This window comes from Photobacterium kishitanii, from assembly GCF_000613045.3.
Lineage (GTDB): Bacteria > Pseudomonadota > Gammaproteobacteria > Enterobacterales > Vibrionaceae > Photobacterium > Photobacterium kishitanii.
This window is the reverse complement of record NZ_LN794353.1, coordinates 1302060-1319671: the sequence shown is the minus strand read 5'-3', so window position 1 is coordinate 1319671 and position 17612 is coordinate 1302060. Positions and strand designations below refer to the sequence as shown.

15 protein-coding genes and 1 pseudogene are annotated in these 17612 nt (G+C 38.2%); 4 read left to right on the top strand and 12 right to left on the bottom strand.

What is annotated here, in order from left to right:
- Positions 1-76: 76 nt before the first annotated feature.
- The 3 genes from PPBDW_RS20820 to PPBDW_RS20810 all read right to left on the bottom strand — a co-directional run bounded on the left by PPBDW_RS20820 (position 77) and on the right by PPBDW_RS20810 (position 3686).
- Positions 77-2014, bottom strand: coding sequence for a monovalent cation:proton antiporter-2 (CPA2) family protein (locus PPBDW_RS20820; RefSeq protein WP_036792345.1), 1938 nt, complete (start codon positions 2012-2014; stop codon positions 77-79).
- 2 nt (positions 2015-2016) lie between these two features.
- Entirely contained in the window at positions 2017-2634 is a 618-nt protein-coding gene (locus PPBDW_RS20815) for an NAD(P)H-dependent oxidoreductase (protein ID WP_036792342.1), read from the bottom strand.
- A gap of 104 nt (positions 2635-2738) precedes the next feature.
- Complete coding sequence (locus PPBDW_RS20810; protein WP_237043492.1) at positions 2739-3686, bottom strand: AraC family transcriptional regulator; 948 nt, start codon at positions 3684-3686, stop codon at positions 2739-2741.
- A 223-nt stretch (positions 3687-3909) separates the two neighbouring features.
- On the opposite strand from PPBDW_RS20810, the gene PPBDW_RS20805 reads away from it, so the two are divergent.
- A complete protein-coding gene (locus PPBDW_RS20805) occupies positions 3910-5061 on the top strand; it encodes an iron-containing alcohol dehydrogenase (RefSeq protein WP_036792339.1) in 1152 nt (383 codons plus the stop codon).
- 368 nt (positions 5062-5429) lie between these two features.
- Here PPBDW_RS20805 and PPBDW_RS20800 read toward each other — a convergent pair.
- From PPBDW_RS20800 to PPBDW_RS20790, 3 genes and pseudogenes are all read right to left on the bottom strand, one after another.
- Positions 5430-5928: pseudogene (locus tag PPBDW_RS20800) on the bottom strand (N-acetyltransferase family protein).
- Between the two features lie 134 nt (positions 5929-6062).
- Positions 6063-7730: a leucine-rich repeat domain-containing protein gene (locus PPBDW_RS20795; RefSeq protein WP_054262210.1), complete on the bottom strand. Its 1668-nt coding sequence runs from the start codon at positions 7728-7730 to the stop codon at positions 6063-6065.
- Between the two features lie 239 nt (positions 7731-7969).
- Complete coding sequence (locus PPBDW_RS20790) at positions 7970-8647, bottom strand: Crp/Fnr family transcriptional regulator (protein WP_036792336.1); 678 nt, start codon at positions 8645-8647, stop codon at positions 7970-7972.
- 193 nt (positions 8648-8840) lie between these two features.
- On the opposite strand from PPBDW_RS20790, the gene PPBDW_RS20785 reads away from it, so the two are divergent.
- Positions 8841-9674: a methyltransferase domain-containing protein gene (locus tag PPBDW_RS20785; RefSeq protein ID WP_036792334.1), complete on the top strand. Its 834-nt coding sequence runs from the start codon at positions 8841-8843 to the stop codon at positions 9672-9674.
- 164 nt (positions 9675-9838) lie between these two features.
- Here the strand turns inward: PPBDW_RS20785 and PPBDW_RS20780 are convergent, their stop codons facing one another.
- Positions 9839-10306, bottom strand: a complete 468-nt coding sequence (locus PPBDW_RS20780; protein WP_036792332.1) for a GNAT family N-acetyltransferase — start codon at positions 10304-10306, stop codon at positions 9839-9841.
- 11 nt (positions 10307-10317) lie between these two features.
- Positions 10318-10806 carry a lipopolysaccharide transport periplasmic protein LptA gene (gene lptA / locus PPBDW_RS20775; RefSeq protein WP_036792329.1) on the bottom strand — a complete coding sequence of 163 codons (489 nt, stop codon included), beginning with the start codon at positions 10804-10806 and terminating at the stop codon, positions 10318-10320.
- Positions 10807-11171: 365 nt separating this feature from the next.
- On the opposite strand from lptA, the gene PPBDW_RS20770 reads away from it, so the two are divergent.
- Both PPBDW_RS20770 and PPBDW_RS20765 read left to right on the top strand, forming a co-directional pair.
- Positions 11172-11834: a DUF1007 family protein gene (locus PPBDW_RS20770; RefSeq protein WP_258180341.1), complete on the top strand. Its 663-nt coding sequence runs from the start codon at positions 11172-11174 to the stop codon at positions 11832-11834.
- Positions 11835-11855: 21 nt separating this feature from the next.
- On the top strand, positions 11856-12941 hold the full coding sequence (locus tag PPBDW_RS20765) for a nickel/cobalt transporter (RefSeq protein WP_082386860.1): 1086 nt from the start codon (positions 11856-11858) through the stop codon (positions 12939-12941).
- Between the two features lie 109 nt (positions 12942-13050).
- Here PPBDW_RS20765 and PPBDW_RS20760 read toward each other — a convergent pair whose 3' ends face one another.
- From PPBDW_RS20760 to PPBDW_RS20745, 4 genes are all read right to left on the bottom strand, one after another.
- On the bottom strand, positions 13051-14355 hold the full coding sequence (locus PPBDW_RS20760; RefSeq protein WP_054262208.1) for a lipopolysaccharide biosynthesis protein: 1305 nt from the start codon (positions 14353-14355) through the stop codon (positions 13051-13053).
- Positions 14356-15005: 650 nt separating this feature from the next.
- A complete protein-coding gene (locus tag PPBDW_RS20755; protein WP_054262207.1) occupies positions 15006-15977 on the bottom strand; it encodes a metal ABC transporter substrate-binding protein in 972 nt (323 codons plus the stop codon).
- Between the two features lies 1 nt (position 15978).
- On the bottom strand, positions 15979-16842 hold the full coding sequence (locus PPBDW_RS20750) for a metal ABC transporter permease (protein ID WP_036792323.1): 864 nt from the start codon (positions 16840-16842) through the stop codon (positions 15979-15981).
- Entirely contained in the window at positions 16835-17611 is a 777-nt protein-coding gene (locus PPBDW_RS20745; RefSeq protein ID WP_036792321.1) for a metal ABC transporter ATP-binding protein, read from the bottom strand. Before PPBDW_RS20745 ends, PPBDW_RS20750 begins: the two co-directional genes overlap by 8 nt.
- Position 17612: the final 1 nt, after the last annotated feature.

The following is a 17612-nucleotide window of genomic DNA, read 5'->3' as shown; positions in this document are numbered from 1 at the left end:
CTAAATAACAAAAGGCGCTAATGACTGAATCATTAGCGCCTCTAATTATGACGGTCGAATAACGAAATAAAATCGCTTAATTATTCTTATCAACCTTCATTTGCTCTGCTTCTTCAATAAAGTTTTTAGGCGGTGGTGTCCAACCTCGTTCCGATTTAGTGTGCTTATCCGTGCGTTCCTGCTTCATTGCTTCACCTAAGGTCTGTTCTAACTGCATAAACAGTTCAACATAAGAGCTATTAAAACGATCTTCTTCAGTGCTATCACGCCATGTTTGATACAGCAAATCTTTACTTTTCGCTTCTGTTTCAACAAACATCGCTTTTTGTTGTTCCGCTCTAAAAGGATGCACGCCTAATTCTTTTAGTGCTTGTGCGCCCATAGCCAATGCCGAACGGTAAGTTTCACTGATCACATAATCTGCACCTGCGCAACGCAACGAATAGTGATGGCCTCGATCATAAGCTCGCGCTAAAACACGTACATGTGGATAGGTTTGCTTAATATAATGCACTAACTCGGTTGCACGCTCTTGATCGTCAATCGCAACCACAAACACTTTGGCATCTTCAATCCCAGCAGTATGCAGGAGATCATGTCGAGTCGCATCGCCAAAAAAGCTTTTGATATCAATTTGACGCATATTATCAATTTGAGTCACCGAGTGATCGAGAACCACTGTTTTCATGCCATTAGCGGTTAATAAGCGATTCACTATTTGACCAAAACGTCCAATACCCGCAATGATCACTTTACCTTGCTCATCTATTTCATCTGCTTCACGTTCATTTTTAGCAGCACTAAATCGCGGTAAAATAACCTTATCAAACAAAATAAATAACCCAGGGGTTAGGAACATCGACAATGCAACCACCAGCGATAATGTTTGACCTAACTCAGACGGTAATACATTGTTTTGAACGGTGTAGTTCAATAATACAAATCCAAACTCACCCGCTTGCGCCAAACTAAGTGCAAACAACCACCGATCACTGCCTTTAACTTTAAAAATAAACGCTAATATTAACAATACCAGTGCTTTAATGAGCATAACACCAAGGGTTAATCCAATAATGGTGCCAAATTGATCAAATAAAATACTGAAATTAATCCCAGCACCGACGGTTATAAAGAATAAACCGAGTAATAAGCCTTTAAAGGGCTCAATATTTGATTCTAACTCATGGCGGAACTCACTGTTAGCCAGTACTACCCCCGCAAGGAAAGTTCCTAAAGCCGGTGATAAACCGATTAAACTCATTAACGCAGCAATACCAATGACTAGCATTAACGCCGTTGCAGTAAAAATCTCACGTAAACCTGATGCCGCAACAAACCGAAACAGTGGACGGCTTAAATAATGCCCACCCACAACAACCCCTGCAATCGCAAGGATCACTACAATCGCATATCCCCAACCGGGTAAACCTGCAACTAAACTAAGATCTTCATGATGCTCAGCAGCAGCAGATACTGTTGCTTGGGCTTTTTCAACCAATTCAGGTAAGGCAAGTAAAGGAATCAATGCCAGCATCGGAATAACGGCAATATCTTGAAACAGCAACACTGAAAAGGCACTTTTACCACCTTCCGTTTTGCTTAATCCTTTTTCATTAAAGGTTTGTAGTACAATCGCCGTTGATGACAAGGAGAAAATAAGACCAATAGCTAAAGCATATGTCCAACCAACACCTAACGCAATCGCGATCCCCATCACGACAGCGGTAGTAACCACAACTTGTAGGCCACCTAAACCAAGTAATCGATGGCGCATGCCCCACAACATTTTCGGTTCAAGTTCTAAACCAACAATAAATAGCATCATTACCACCCCAAACTCAGCAAAGTGCTGAATAGTGGTGGTTTCACTACCAACTAAACCAATTACAGGACCAATAACGACACCTGCAATTAAATAGCCTAATACCGATCCTAATCCGAACCGTTTAGCAATCGGCACTGCAATAACTGCCGCCACTAAATAGATAAATGCTTGTAAAAATATTCCAGTCATGGCTACTCCGTGATCACACTATCAAGACTATGATTTAATTTTGATAATTTGCTCGCAACCTCATAGTTGAGTTTATTATCAGCAATTGCGACTAACACTCGACGCCAATTTTCTATATGTTTGACAACACGTTGCTCTTCTGTTGCTGTGCCGGCACCAAATAAAGCGAACGGAGCCAGAAATTCCATTCCCGTTAATTCAGCCATTTGCTCTAACGGCTGTAATAATTGTCGAATCGTAAAATGGTTAAACCCTTCTTTACGGTAACTCGATTCAGAGCCACCAGCAGTAAGCGCACATAGGAATTTTTTTCCTTGTAACTCAGTACCCTCACTACCGTAAGCAAAACCATATTCCAACACTAGATCTTGCCATTCTTTTAATAACGACGGGGTGGAATACCAATACAACGGGAACATAAATACAATCACATCATGATCACGTAAACGTTGCTGCTCTTTATCGATATCAATACGGAAACTAGGATACTCAGCATACAAATCGATAGTTGTGACATGGTCAAAACCTTTTGATGCATTAAAGAGTGGCACATTGATTTCAGAGCGATTTTGCGATGGATGCGCAAATAGAATCAGAATTTTTTTATGGGGCTCAGACATTATTTTCCTTATTATTTTAGTCTTATTGTTAGAAACAATACGCTCCAAGGCGATTTTCATATCAAACCACCTTAATTGCATATCATCCATTCTATTTGAACATATTACCGAATAAATCCTGTATGTTCATGAATTTTACTCGGTGGTAAGCCAAAATAGCGTTTAAACTCGCGGCTAAACTGTGTTGGACTTTCATATCCTACTTGCCCAGCAGCAACATTAGCAGCCATTCCGTGTTGTAACATTAATGTCTTAGCATTATTTAAACGTATTTTTTTTATATATTGCATCGGTGGATCTGTCACCACTTGTTTAAATACTTTATGAAATACAGAAACACTCATTCCAGCCATTGCTGCTAATTCATGTACGTGTAATTTAGTATCATAATGCTGCTGCACATAATCAATAACCGCTGAAATCTTGGCTAACACACTGTCTTGTTCACAATACTGAGCCAGTAAATATCCCTGCTCACTTTGCAATAAATAATAAAACAACTGTCGAATTAAAGATGGCCCAATAACTTGTGCATCAAGAGGATCGTGCAATACTTCTAATAACTGTTCGACACTGCGGTACATATGTTGTGTCATCCCAGTTGTTGCCACCCCACAACTGCCCTCATAATTAAATCGCCGTTGCTGCTGTGACTCAATCATTGTAACGAGTTGACTAATAACTGTGATATCAAAATCAATATTAATCCCCATTAACGGTTGCTCAAATGAGGCAAAGGTTTCACAGACAATCGGATATGGCGTAGTCACTAGCAAACACTGCTGTGGATCATAGTTAAATTGATACTGATTTAAATGACCAATTTTGCGACCTTGAATAATAATAACAATGCCTTGCTCATACATTTGCGGGCTATATTTTCGATAACCATCAATTCTAAACAGCCGTATTCCAGCCAAATACGTATCAACACGACCGGATTGATGCGCTAACCCATAATGCTCACACAATGAGGCCGCTAGAGTAATTAATGCCGACGGTATCATTGCCGATTGACTAATGGTTGGATATTCAATGTTCTCTATCTTCATGGTTATCTACCCATAAACGGATTTAATTTACCTTAGCAGACCACTATCACAAATCAATCACAAATAATGCGAATAAAAGAGAAATAGGCAAGTATTAAAGAGGATTATGTATTAAGTGAATCGTCATTATAACCTAGACTATTGCTATCTAAGGTACTCAGTATCTGATAATACAAAATCATTATAATAATCAGCGTCAGCTTGCTGTTTAGAGGAAAGTACAATGGACAAATTTACCTATCAAAGCCCTACAAAAATTCATTTTGGTGAAGGTCAACTTGCTGAAATTGCCAATGATATTCCTAAAGATAAAAAAATCTTAGTGGTTTACGGTGGCGGTTCGATTAAAACAAACGGTGTGTACGAGCAAGTAACAGCGGCACTCATGGGTTTTAATTGGGACGAATTTGCTGGCGTTGAAGCTAACCCACAATATGACACCTTAATGAAAGCCGTTGCTAAAGTAAAAGCTGAAGGTTTTGACTTTCTATTAGCTGTTGGCGGTGGTTCTGTGGTTGATGGCACGAAGTTTATCGCAGCGGCTGCTTGTTATGAAGGGGCTGATCCGTGGGAAATCTTACACGATCAAGCTCCTGTTATCGCAGCACTACCTATTGGTTGTGTCCTAACATTACCTGCAACAGGTTCTGAAACTAACGGTGGTTCAGTGGTTTCTCGTGGTAAAGATAAATTATTCTTTGGCTCACCACTGGTTAAACCAACATTTGCTATCTTAGATCCACAAACCACTTTAAGCCTATCACCACGCCAAGTGTCTAATGGTGTTGTGGATGCTTTTGTGCATACGATGGAGCAATACCTCACCTTCCCTGTTAATGCTAAAGTTCAAGATCGCTTCGCTGAAGGTTTATTACTCACCCTTATTGAAGAAGGTCCGAAAGCACTTGCAACGCCAGATGATATCGCAGTACGTGCCAATATCATGTGGTCAGCAACCCAAGCATTGAATGGCTTAATTGGTATGGGTGTTCCACAAGACTGGACAACCCATATGATTGGCCATGAACTAACCGGTAATTACGGTATCGATCACGCGCGTACTTTAAGTATTGTACTACCAGCGGTAATGCAGGTTTGTCGTAAAGAGAAACAAGCGAAACTATTACAATATGCAGAGCGCGTATTTGGTATTACTACAGGCACAACAGATGAACGTATTGATGCTGCAATCGCACACACTATAGCCTTCTTTAAAGAGATGGATGTACCAACCTCACTAGCAGATGTTGAGTTAGGCCGCGCTGATATTGATGTATTAATTGCCAGCCTTGAAAAACATGGCATGACGGCATTAGGCGAGCATGAAAAACTCACTATTGCTGATAGCCGTAAGATTTTAGAGACAGCATTGTAAGCTGCAACATAATTACTACTGCATAATTACTACTGCATAATTACTACTGCATAATTTTGAAGGCTAGGTACTACAGTATCTAGCCTTTTTTATCGAGTGTGATTTTGGAGAAAAAATGCTAGAACTAACTCATGAATGTGCGAGGCATTTTGGTCTAAGAATATAAATCGGGATAAGTAAAAGTACGGCTAGCACCTTATCATATGATTTTCCTTGCGATGATATGACTTGATGTTCATATAGCACTGTATTAAGACGCTGCTTAACCTATCCATAGTGTCCTACAAATGAAACTTAGCCTTGAAGTCAAAATAGCAAGTGATAGGAAGTCACTCTGACGTGATCTACTCTTTTTTACGACTCAACTCTTACAAAAACTTTTCAATAAGAATTTCATCGATATATTTTCCAGCGACTTTTGCATGCTTTTTCGCAATTCCGACAACTTCAAAACCTTGCTTAATATAAGCGGCTAAAGCACGATCATTATCACTACGAACATAAGCAAAAAGCTTCTCGTAACCTTTCAACTTCGCTACTGCAAATGTAGATTCAAACAGCTGCTTAGAAACACCTTGGCCGCGGCAACTACTACAAACAAATGTACCAATAATGCCAACATGGTCAAAAACTTTAGTATATGACGCAAATGGTTCTACATTTTGGAAACCGATAACTTTAGAGCCTTCTGCTCTCACAGCAACGGTAAACGCCTCGCTCTGGAAATTGTGCGATAAACTCTTTTTCTTCTTCAACGGTAAAGATTGTATCTAATACCGTGTATAAACCTTCAAGAATAATTGGATTAAGCACATTGGTAATACCTTCAGCATCATCAATGATTACTTGTCGCATAACTAGGCTCATGAACATGTACTCTTATTATATTAAAGGGAATTTTTACAGGAGTTAAAGGCTATCAACAGCAACTAGCCGTTACATAAAAATACAAAAAACCGCCTCGATAGGCGGTTAGTTAATAATGATGCAAACCAAAAGACTCAACTGTTAAGCTGCTTTAGCTTAACATTTTTATCAAACGCCCTATCTCCAATTTTCGTCACTGACTTAGGGAGAGTTACGCGCGTTAATTTATTTTCATAAAACGCCTCATAGCCAATAGAAGTTACCGATTTAGGGATAGTCACATGCGTTAATAAATTATTTTTAAACGCTTTAATACCGATAGACGTCACTGAGTTAGGGATATTTACACTTGTTAAAGCATTATCTGAAAACGCATCTTGGCCTATTGCCGTCACTGAATGAGGAATAGTCACGTTTGTTAATTTATTTTGAGAGAACGCTAACCACGGAATATCTGTCAACGAATTAGGGATAGTCACGCTCGTTAAGGCATTATCTGAAAATACCGCCTCGCCAATTGTCGTCACCGAATCGGGGATAGTCACACTCGTTAAAGCATTATCTGAAAACGCTTCTCCGCCAATTGTCGTCACTGAATTAGGGATAGTTATACTTGTTAAGTGATTATTTGCAAACACTCCATCGCCAAGTTCTATTATTGAATTAGGGATAGTCGCACTCGTTAAGTTGTTATATGAAAACGCCAATCCTCCAATAGCAGTCATCGAGCTAGGAATAGTAACACTCGTTAAGGCATTATTTTGAAACGCCCCAACACCAATAGCCATAACCGAATCAGGAATAGTTACACTCGTTAAGTCATTCTCTGTAAATGCCCAATCCCCGATAGTGGTCACCGAGTTAGGAATAGTCACCCCAGTTAAAGCACCATTTGCAAACGCATAATTCCCGATCGTTGTCACCGAACTTGGGATAATGAAATTCTTCTCTTTGCCACCATACGAGATAATCTCTTGGGTATTATCAGTACCATTGTCATTTCTAGCGTAAATAATACCGTCAGAAGCTAAATGATTAACTTCAGTTATTTCATTATTACTAAAGGCATACCACCCAATATTCGTCACCGACTTAGGAATAGTCACGCTTGTTAAGCCATTATCAGAAAAAGCCCCTTTCCCAATTGTCGTCACAGAATTAGGGATAATGACATCCTTTCCTTTGCCGCCATACGAGATAATATTGTCCATATTATCTGTGCCATCATCATTCCGAGCGTAAATAATACCGCTAGAAGGTAAGTTATTAACTTGGGTTATTTTATTATCATTAAATGCTTCCTGTCCGATAGTCGTCACCGATTTAGGGATAATCACACTCGTTAAGTCATTATGTGCAAATGCCCATGGATCGATCTCAGTGACTGAATCTGGAATAGTCACACTCTTTAAATTATTATCTGTAAACGTCAAATCCTCGATATCTGTCACCGAGTTAGGGATCGTCACACTCGTTAAGGCATTTTGTCTAAATGCTGCAATACCGATCTCAGTCACTGAATTAGGAATAATCACACTTGTTAGGGCATTATTTTGAAACGATTCAACCCCGATAAAAGCGACTGAATTGGGAATAATTACGCTTGTTAAACCATCATTTGCAAACGCATAATCCTCTATCGTCGTCACCGAGTTAGGAATAACGATATTCTTATCTTTACCTGTATATTGAACAACTATCGTTTTATTCGAATTTTTAGCATATACAAAACCATCAGTTCCAGCGTTAGCCTGGGAACAAATGAAGAGGAAAGGAGCTATTAAAACGGACGTTCTTAGCATTACTATGTTCATATTTATTCACAGAAAATTATTGATCTGCAAATCATACACCCAAAAAAACCTTATTCAACAACATGCATCTTATACGTACTAGTAGACACCTTTAATCGCTGGATCTGATAAATATAAACGAACACCGAGCAGCCCTTTTTTATCATCATAAGACAAGAAAACAGAACGATACTCAGCGACCTATTGCCAACAGCTCAAATTGATACACGTAATTGGTCTAACACGCTTTAGCTATAAAAAATATCAGCAGTAAGATTTACTGACTGACAAAGAGTTGGAATATCTTTTATTTTCAAAATATTACCATTTTCAATCAAGTGCCCCTCATTTTTTAAACGTTTAATCGTTCTTGATAACGTTTCAGGCGTCATACCTAATTGAGTGGCTAATAATTTTTTCGTTATAGACAAATTGACCTTTTCTTCTTTAATGCTCTGCTTTTTATATATTTCAGCCAATTTCATTACAAATCGTTGATTAGCATTTACCTGCGTTAAAATATTAACATCATTAACTAAGCGATGAATTTTATTGGTCATATACTCCATAACGTTTACTGCTAGCTCAGGTGTTTGAGAAACTAGCTGTTTAATATCAGTATGTTTATATACAGCTAAAACTGATTCTTGTTCTATTCGTGCTGTCATTGGGTATTGTCGAGGTGACATAAACATCGCCATTTCAGCAATTACATCACCCGCAAGAAAAACATTAAACACCTTTTCTTCACCGTTAGGCATAAGACGATAAAGGGTCACTTTTCCTTTTTTGATAATGTACATGTGATTGGCTTCATTACCTTGATTAAAAAGTATCGTACCAGCCTGATAGGTTATTTTCTCTTGATGAGTTTCCAGTCGTGCCAGTTGCGTCTTATTCAATAAAGAGATAATTGAAAAACTCATCCTACCCTCCTCTGCTTGATAATTATCAAGGTATATTTCAAATGCATCATTATATGATAATGATTATCATTTTAGATTCAACCTTAATGAGGAACTTTTTATGGATGGGATTAGCGTAACTTTCCGCTGGGTAAGTTTGGTATCAATACTTCTATTTTTTGTTCCAATTATCTTTCAATAGGATACTGAAAATATGTCGAACAAACTTGCGATGCCCGGAGAAAAACATCAAACAGAAAATCGACCAGGTCATTGGTTACTTGCTCAAATTGGAAAAACGGTATTACGTCCTGGGGGATTAGAACTCACCAATAAAATGCTCACTCAGCTTAGTATTAACACTAGTGATGATGTTATTGAGTTTGCTCCTGGCGTTGGATTAACAGCTCAAATTACTCTGGCTAAACGACCTAAAACTTACACAGCAGTAGAGCAAAATGAGCAAGCAGCAAAGATTGTTCGTTCCTATCTCAACGGCAATAATCAAACCTGTCATGTTAATAGTGCACAAGATACGGCACTAGACTCAGAAATAGCTTCCGTTGTGTATTGTGAAGCGATGTTAACAATGCAATCTAGTGCGCGAAAAAAACAAATCATCAAAGAAGCATATCGACTATTAAAAACTAATGGCCGTTTTGGTATCCACGAAATGTGCATTACTCCCAATGATATTGATAGTAATAAACAACGTGAGATTCAAAAAGCATTAACTGAAACGATTCAACATCCAGCCAAACCACTTACACTTAACGAGTGGAAGCTACTCATTCAAGAATGTGGGTTTGAAATTGAATACGAAGCAATGGCTCCGATGCATTTACTCGAGCCATCTCGACTACTACAAGATGAAGGCTTAAATGGTTTTTTAAAAATAATAAAAAACTTAATTCTAAAACCTGATATTAGAAAAAGGGTTTTAAAAATGAAAAATGTTTTTCGAGAACACAGCCATAACCTCGCTGCAATTACTCTCGTGGTTAAAAAGAAAGAGCAGGCTTGTCCTTATTTAATAACAAAAAACTAGAGCAGCTATTGCGCCAGCACCTGATAATATTACTGTAATATATGATACCGTCGATATTTATCAAGCCCCGCCTGTTTACTGAGTAAATAACTTATATCGGCAATAAGCAATAGGGGCTTAATTAGATGGACATCAGTTTAATGATGACCGTGTCATACCACAAACTAAGCAGTGGTTTTAAAACATTGACGGGTCACATCACCCCAATATTCATCGTGATAAATATCTTCAACAAATACATCATTGGTGTAACTACCAATCGCACGTCGCCAAAAAGCAATTGCATTATCAGCACCCGCAATTTGCTTGCTTTGCCATAAACCCGGCATCATATCAAATAGGACATGTGCAAAACGTTGACCGGCTTTATGCTGACGAAATACAGGTACAACGTAAAAATCGCACACTTCGTAATGATCAACACTCTCGTTAGCAATTGCCGCCAACCCAGCAGGCTTACCATCGATATACAATAAATAGCCAGTAACATTACCTTCAATCGGCGTATCTATCGCAAACTTACCCTCATCATCAGGTGTTTTTTTAGTTAATGGTGAAAACTCTGCTTCATAAGCTTGGGTTAAATTTAAATAAATCGCTAAGTTACTTGAATTAACAGTTACTAATTCCACAATCATTCCTTTTACTTTGTTTCTGGTAATAGCTTGGTTTTCACTTGCTGAGACTTCGTGCCTGTTGCCCTCATAAATTGCGCTTTAAGGTTATAGCTAATCTCATTGGCACGAATCGTATTGCCATCTTGGGTTACTTTTACGTTTTGTTTCAATACCATCATGCTATCTGATGGCGTGTAAATACCATAACGAGATTCACCATTGATAACTTTGCCATCTTTCATTACGCGTTTGAAGTAAGCTGGTTTGCCATACACTTCAATGGTTTTTAATTCTTTTGTTTTACCATTAAGTTTAATAATCGCTTTATCTGCTTTAATAGTAACGCCACCTTGCACAATATCGACTTTACCGATTAATGTGGTGGTATTATTGACGACATCAACATCCTGCGTCACAGATGATAGTTCAATCGGTAACTGTGTTTCTGCTGTTGCAGCAAAGACAGAGGTACTAAGAAGTAAGAGTAGACTCGCAGTAAATAACTGTTTTTTCATTATTAATTGTTCTCATCAATTGCTGCTAATTTTGCCGCGATTATACTGAGGAAATAAAACACTATTGCCTTATTTCTTACTCACTTACATACATCGCCCTTTATTACATTCTAACTGATTTTTGAGTTTTTATCTTAAAGCTATTTTTTTAGTGATAATATCGCACCATTTGCAACCCAATCGACCTTATACCGCACTGTCGCTAATACAACAATTTGATGATGTAACCCCCCTACCTATAACTAGATAAACGCTATACTCTTCATCTAGATCCCGCTATAACTCTATGTTATAACATCACACAGATATGGTCATTAAACCCTACCGTTATTACTCATCAAATGATGAATATGGAGCTTTTTTACATGCGCAGGAATATCCTTTGCTGTTTTATATTATCAATCGCTGCGTTATCACCAATAACCAGTCAAGCACACCCTCATTCATGGATTGATATGAAAACCTACATTGAAGGTAATAACAATCAAATTACAGGGTTTAAGATGGTATGGACATTTGATGCCATGACCACCGCTTATATGCTTGATGGCGAAGATATGTCTGCGGCACACAAACAACAAACGCTAAAAAATGTTGCTCAATCCGTCATGGAGAACATGAAAAACGCCCATTATTTTACCTATTTTTATGATAACGAAACCCCAATTAAATACCATATACCTGCAGGCGGTGAGTTAATCAAGCCACGCGCAAAAGCGACGCTTACTTTTGAGCTACCTTTAGCAAGACCTAAAACCGTCACCAAAGATTCGTTGAAGTTGTTGATCTTTGAACCAAGTTATTATGTTGATATGTCATGGGCTAACAAAAGTGACATCATACTGTCACCTGAATTAGCCAAAACATGTAGCTTTAAACTCATAGAGCCACATCCAACACCAGAACAAGTCACTTACGCAATGTCGATTCCAGCGGATGCTGATCCTGATAATAAATTAGGCCAAGTTTTTACACAGACAGTTCAACTGTTTTGTAACGTCGACAATGCCTCGCCTTCCACTAAGTAGCATTGATTTAGGATCTTCCACATGAAACCTGGTTGTCACTCAACCTCAGAGGCTGATAATAGCCCTCTCGTCTCATCTTGTTGCCACGAGCATGAACACGAGCATCATCACCAAACATGCCACCACCATCACTCAGAGACTAGGAATGATGATCATAACGCAGCATGTGAGCATCACCACCATGCAGCGGTTAGCTCGGCACCAATCTCATGGCTAACACGCATTATCGTACTGCTGGTATTTATATTAAGTGGTTATTATTTATGGCAACAATGGCCAACTATGCTGATGACCAGCATTAAATGGCAACGTGATATTAATGGCCAGCTCAGTGATTTACTTTATGATGCCCAGCAAAATATAACGGCAGCTTATTCATTGGCCGGATTGAGCTTTCTATACGGTATATTTCACTCATTAGGCCCTGGACATGGCAAGATGATTGTTACCACTTACCTTGCAACTAACCCTGCAAAGATAAAAGCCAGCCTGATAATGACCGTGGTATCGGCTTTTGTACAAGCGATTGTTGCCATCACCTTAGTTAGTATTTTATTGGTGTTTTTTAAATCGTCGATGCGCCAAGTTAACGATGCTGCCGATCAATTCATTAGCTATAGCTTTATGGCAATGCTTTTGCTTGGAGTGATTGTGATTTACCGTAGCTTAAAGCAAGCATGGCAATTAAAGACAGTACACCATCATGATCATGGTAATGACTGTGGTTGCGGTCATAAACACTTCGCCAACGCTGATGAAATCAATAATGCCACCAGCTTGAAAGAATATATTGTCATTGTATTCAGTATTGGTATTCGCCCTTGCACTGGCGCTATCTTAGTATTGTTATTCGCTAATATGGTTGGATTGTACTGGCTTGGCGTTATTAGTGCGATTTTGATGGCAGTAGGCACAGCACTTACCACCTCAGGTATAGCATTACTAACCTTATCGGGTAAAAAGATTGTCAGTCGCTATTTAGCGACTAACCAACGTCAGCGCACCATGACCAGTATTATTGTAAAACTGATCGGGGGAATATTACTGGTCTTACTTGGTTTACTACTACTTAATGGTCATAGCTATGGTATGTCGCCAGTGTTGTAGCAATTGTCTGTTTCCACCCGCCCTCTAAACTAAAAAGGTTGAGTCGCAATAACTGCACACTCAACCTTTTTTTATATTATGACACTAGGTTTATTTATAAGCGTCACACTTAACAAACAGCGATACCTTGGCGCCGATACTCACGTAAAATTTGCTGCTCAGCAATCGTTGATAAAATAAACATCATCACATAACCAAAGCCTAGCGCAACAATAATCGCTACCACATTAGCGGTAAATAATGCCAACAAATAATAACTAACAACCAGTGTTACTATTCCACTCAACCGAATCATTAAACTCAGGGTAAATTTTCCATGAGCTTTTATATAGGCTAGTTGATAAGCATTAAGCATCATGAAAATAAAGAAAATAGAGAAATGAAATAATACAATTTCAGCACCTTTATATTGCGCAGGGAAAATAAAACCAATAAGGTCTTTCCCCCCAATGAGCATGACTAAGAAAAAGATCACACTCACTATTATCGCTAAACGATATATCCAGCGACGAATCGCACGTATTTGCAAATGTTCTCCTTTACGCACACTCTGTGACAATTCAGGTAATACAAAGCGATAGATAGGAAACACAAATAGCATTGTCATGTAGGTAAATATTGGTCTTACTACAACTTGGAAATCACCTAATTCATCTAAGCTAAAGTGGGTGATCGTCAGCAATACAGCAGCGTAAATCATTAGAATGCTTGCCCCAGCTTCTAAAGAGGCAGTGAAACTTTTGCGCACATAATTACGCATATTAGGATCAAGCTGAACAGTTGTGAACGGTTTCGTAGCAACTTCTTTTCTGCGCTTCCAATACATGAAATGGGCAACAATCAAGGAAGAGACCATGACACTATAAAAAAGAGAAGCTAATGCCGTAAAGTGGAATATATAATAACAACACACAAATGTGATGACATTTGATGTAGGTTCAATCCAAGTGACTTTATTAGAAACCTCATATAAACGGTACATTGCAATTAAGTTAGTAAAGTATATTTTTAGCCCCATACCAAAAATAACACCAACCATTTCAAAATAGCCAACATTAATATGCAGTTCGTGTTTTATATAAGGTAAAACTAATCCCCATGTAATTAACACCATCACAATTAAACTAAAGCGAAATATATTTATAATGTCATGATCATTATGGGTCTGGCTGTATGTAACAACCATTGAAGACCTGAAGCCTGTCATTAAAATCAATGATAATGACACAATATCAATCACACTATTGAATAAGGCTAAATCATCTTTTGCAACCCACTGTGCCAACCAGACTTTAAACAAAAAACCAATAGATATGCTGGCTAATGTCGCCCAAATACCCGCAACAAATGCTTTTTTTAATCGAGTTAATGTATCAACATTATCAACTAAAGGAATGGTCTGTGGATTTTTCATACTTAGTAACTATAAATAAACATGCTGGTATGATACTGGATTTTTCGCATGAGATCTCAAGCGAACAAAAGATTTAGTAATCAACCAGTAAAAGGTGTTTTTATTTATTGATTTATAATGACTTAGTTTTTATTAGTAACGCGTAAAGCACCTCAAATTCGGCGCAATAACGATCTAAATGATGCAATAAAAAGTGGAGATTGTTATTTAGTCCATGGCTCACGCAATAACGAATCGTTCTTTCAGTACTTTTAATTTTAAATCGTGCAAAAATTAAACGATACCTTAATTGTTTATGCGGTAATAAGAGAAAACTTACTAATGAAGCCATTTTTAATCCAAAAAATAATATAACTTAATCGTCGGCGCGCATTCTAACAACTTTTATAAAATGATTAATACTTTAAAATGGAATCAAAATTCTTAAAAATATGCTCGCAACTATAATAGCGACTACGCAAGTTTCAAAAATAAGCAAACAACCATAAATAACTATCAAATATAATATAGATAAACCATTTATTATTAAAAAACACTTATACTTAATAGATGATATAATCACCCACCAAGACTAAATGGGTGATTATTAGCCACTATTAAACTAAATTAATCTATTTTTAATAATTTGGTTATTATCGATAGTTTCAATATTACTTTAATGCATTAGAAATAGTTGCCGTGTTATGTTCCATCAATTTAATATATGAGCTTGCAGGTTCATTGGGACCTGACAGAGCATCTGAGTATAACTTTCCACCAATCTTGGCTCCAGTTTCCTGGCTGATCTGTTCAACCATACGATTATCGGTAATATTTTCAATAAACACAGCACGCACATGATCATCGCGTACTTGATTAATAATATTTGCTACATCAGCAGCACTTGCTTCAGCATCTGTACTCGTTCCCTGCGGTGCTAAAAAAGTCACATCATAATCACGTGAAAAATACTGAAATGCATCGTGTGAAGTAATAATAACTCGTTGTGATGCTGGTATATTGGCAAACTGCTGCTGAATATCAAGTTGAAGTTTATCTAATTTTTGTAGGTAAACTTGTGCATTATGCTGATAATCACTCGCGTTAGCTGGATCTACTTTCACCAAACCTGCTTCGATGTTTTTAACGTATGTCTTAACGTTAGTCACACTATTCCATGCATGAGGATCATACACACCATGATGATGATTATTATTATGGTGATCGCAGTCACATTTTTCTTCCGTTACTGGATGATGATGGTGATCACATTGTTCTTTCTCTAACGTTAGCTTATTAATCCCATTTGAAGCGACAACTTCTACACCTTTAAAATGTGCTGATTCCATTAATCTTGGTAACCAACCTTCAAGTCCCAGCCCATTAATTACCACTAAGCGAGCATCTTTCACTGCCACAGCATCCATTGGCGCAGGGCTATAAGTATGAACATCACCATTAATGCCGACTAAATCCTTTACCGTCACATGTTCACCACCAACTTGAGACACTAAATCGCCTAAAATTGAGAAACTCGCAACCACCGGAATTTTTGTATCAGCCATCGCTGATGAACTAATACCTAAACCCAATACAACAGCAGCAACAATATTTTTTTTATCCCATAAATACTTCGTTGACATCCTAATTTTTACTCCAATTTTTAAAAACAATGCCACCTTGGCGACCAAATAATAGTGACAACAAATACAACCCTCCCATTACCAATACAATTGATGGGCTGGTCGCAAAACCTAAATAATATGAAAGAATTAAACCGATATAACAGCTACTGATCGAGGCAATAAAAGCAATGATAAGCATGCCGCCTAATCGTCCACTCCAAAAGCGCGCAATGGTTGCAGGTAAAATCATTAATCCCACGGCCATTAATGTACCGAGCGCCTGAAAACCTGCGACCAGATTAAGCACCAGTAAAAGCAAGAAACCATAATGAGCCACCCCACTTAATTTACTCACCGTTTTAAAAAAAGCAGGATCAACACATTCCATGACTAAGGGACGATAGAGCACAGCTAAAGTAAGCACTGTTATCGACGCAATTAACGTCAGCAAAATCAAAGCGGCATTATTAAGTGCTAATGTCGAACCAAATAAGACATGCAATAAATCCATATTGCTGCCTTTTGAAGAGATAATGAGTACGCCTAGTGCCAACGACAATAAGTAAAATGCCGCCATACTTGCATCTTCTTCTGCTTTTGAGTGCCTAGCAGCAACGCCAGCTAAAATAGCGACAATACAACCAGCAATCACTCCACCAATCGTCATGGCAGTAACAGATATTCCTGAAATCAAAAAACCAATCGCCGCCCCTGGAAGAATGGCATGTGACATTGCATCCCCAGTTAAACTCATTCGACGGAGAGTTAAAAAGACGCCGATTGGTGTGCCGCTAATACTCAATAATAAGCATCCCCATAGGGCACGCTGCATAAAATTAAAATCACTAAAAGGTTGTATTAAAAAGTGGATAGCTTCACTCATGATGGCACTCCTGTTGCGGTTTTATTGCAACATTTTGGGGTGTCGACAGGGCATGAATTTGGTCAAAACAAGGGGTTAAATAAGCCTGATATCCAGCCTGCTGTAAATGGTGACTTTGAAGTACGGTTTTAGTATTGCCATTTGCTATCAATTGCGTAGCAACCAAGATTGCTTCAGGAAAATAACGAGCGACTAACGATAAATCATGCATTACAGCAACGACTGTTTTACCTTGCTGCTGGCAACCTCTAATCACAGCCATCAAATCTTCTGACGTTTGCGCATCAATAGCAGCAAAAGGCTCGTCTAATAATAATATTTGAGCATCTTGAATAAGCATTCGCGCAAAGAGCATTCGTTGAAACTGACCACCTGATAATTCACTAATTTGACGTTTCTCCATGCCTGATAGCTGCACAGTCACCAAAGCTTGTGAAATTTTTTGGTATTCAGCTTGCGTAAAACGCCGCCAAAATGAACTCCTTCGCCAAGCGCCAGCTGAAATAAACTCTTCAACTGTAATCGGAAAATTACGATCAATGTGGGTACTTTGAGGTAAGTAGGCAATATTTTTCATTGAATACTGCCCTAAACACACTTTTCCTGTCGTCGGCGCTATTTGCTTCATGAGTACTTTTAACAATGTCGATTTACCGGCGCCATTAGGCCCAACTATTGCGACCAAATCGCCGTCTTTAATAGTGCAAGAGATGTTATCAAGTGCAATATTATTACGGTAAAAAACCGTCAAGTTCGTTACTGAGATCATA

Coding starts and splice junctions, on each gene's coding strand:
- PPBDW_RS20820 (WP_036792345.1), bottom strand. CDS start 2,014: ATGACTGGAATATTTTTACAAGCATTTATCTATTTAGTGGCGGCAGTT.
- PPBDW_RS20815 (WP_036792342.1), bottom strand. CDS start 2,634: ATGTCTGAGCCCCATAAAAAAATTCTGATTCTATTTGCGCATCCATCG.
- PPBDW_RS20810 (WP_237043492.1), bottom strand. CDS start 3,686: ATGAAGATAGAGAACATTGAATATCCAACCATTAGTCAATCGGCAATG.
- PPBDW_RS20805 (WP_036792339.1), top strand. CDS start 3,910: ATGGACAAATTTACCTATCAAAGCCCTACAAAAATTCATTTTGGTGAA.
- PPBDW_RS20795 (WP_054262210.1), bottom strand. CDS start 7,730: ATGCTAAGAACGTCCGTTTTAATAGCTCCTTTCCTCTTCATTTGTTCC.
- PPBDW_RS20790 (WP_036792336.1), bottom strand. CDS start 8,647: ATGAGTTTTTCAATTATCTCTTTATTGAATAAGACGCAACTGGCACGA.
- PPBDW_RS20785 (WP_036792334.1), top strand. CDS start 8,841: ATGTCGAACAAACTTGCGATGCCCGGAGAAAAACATCAAACAGAAAAT.
- lptA (WP_036792329.1), bottom strand. CDS start 10,806: ATGAAAAAACAGTTATTTACTGCGAGTCTACTCTTACTTCTTAGTACC.
- PPBDW_RS20770 (WP_258180341.1), top strand. CDS start 11,172: ATGCGCAGGAATATCCTTTGCTGTTTTATATTATCAATCGCTGCGTTA.
- PPBDW_RS20765 (WP_082386860.1), top strand. CDS start 11,856: ATGAAACCTGGTTGTCACTCAACCTCAGAGGCTGATAATAGCCCTCTC.
- PPBDW_RS20760 (WP_054262208.1), bottom strand. CDS start 14,355: ATGAAAAATCCACAGACCATTCCTTTAGTTGATAATGTTGATACATTA.
- PPBDW_RS20755 (WP_054262207.1), bottom strand. CDS start 15,977: ATGTCAACGAAGTATTTATGGGATAAAAAAAATATTGTTGCTGCTGTT.
- PPBDW_RS20750 (WP_036792323.1), bottom strand. CDS start 16,842: ATGAGTGAAGCTATCCACTTTTTAATACAACCTTTTAGTGATTTTAAT.
- PPBDW_RS20745 (WP_036792321.1), bottom strand. CDS start 17,611: ATGATCTCAGTAACGAACTTGACGGTTTTTTACCGTAATAATATTGCA.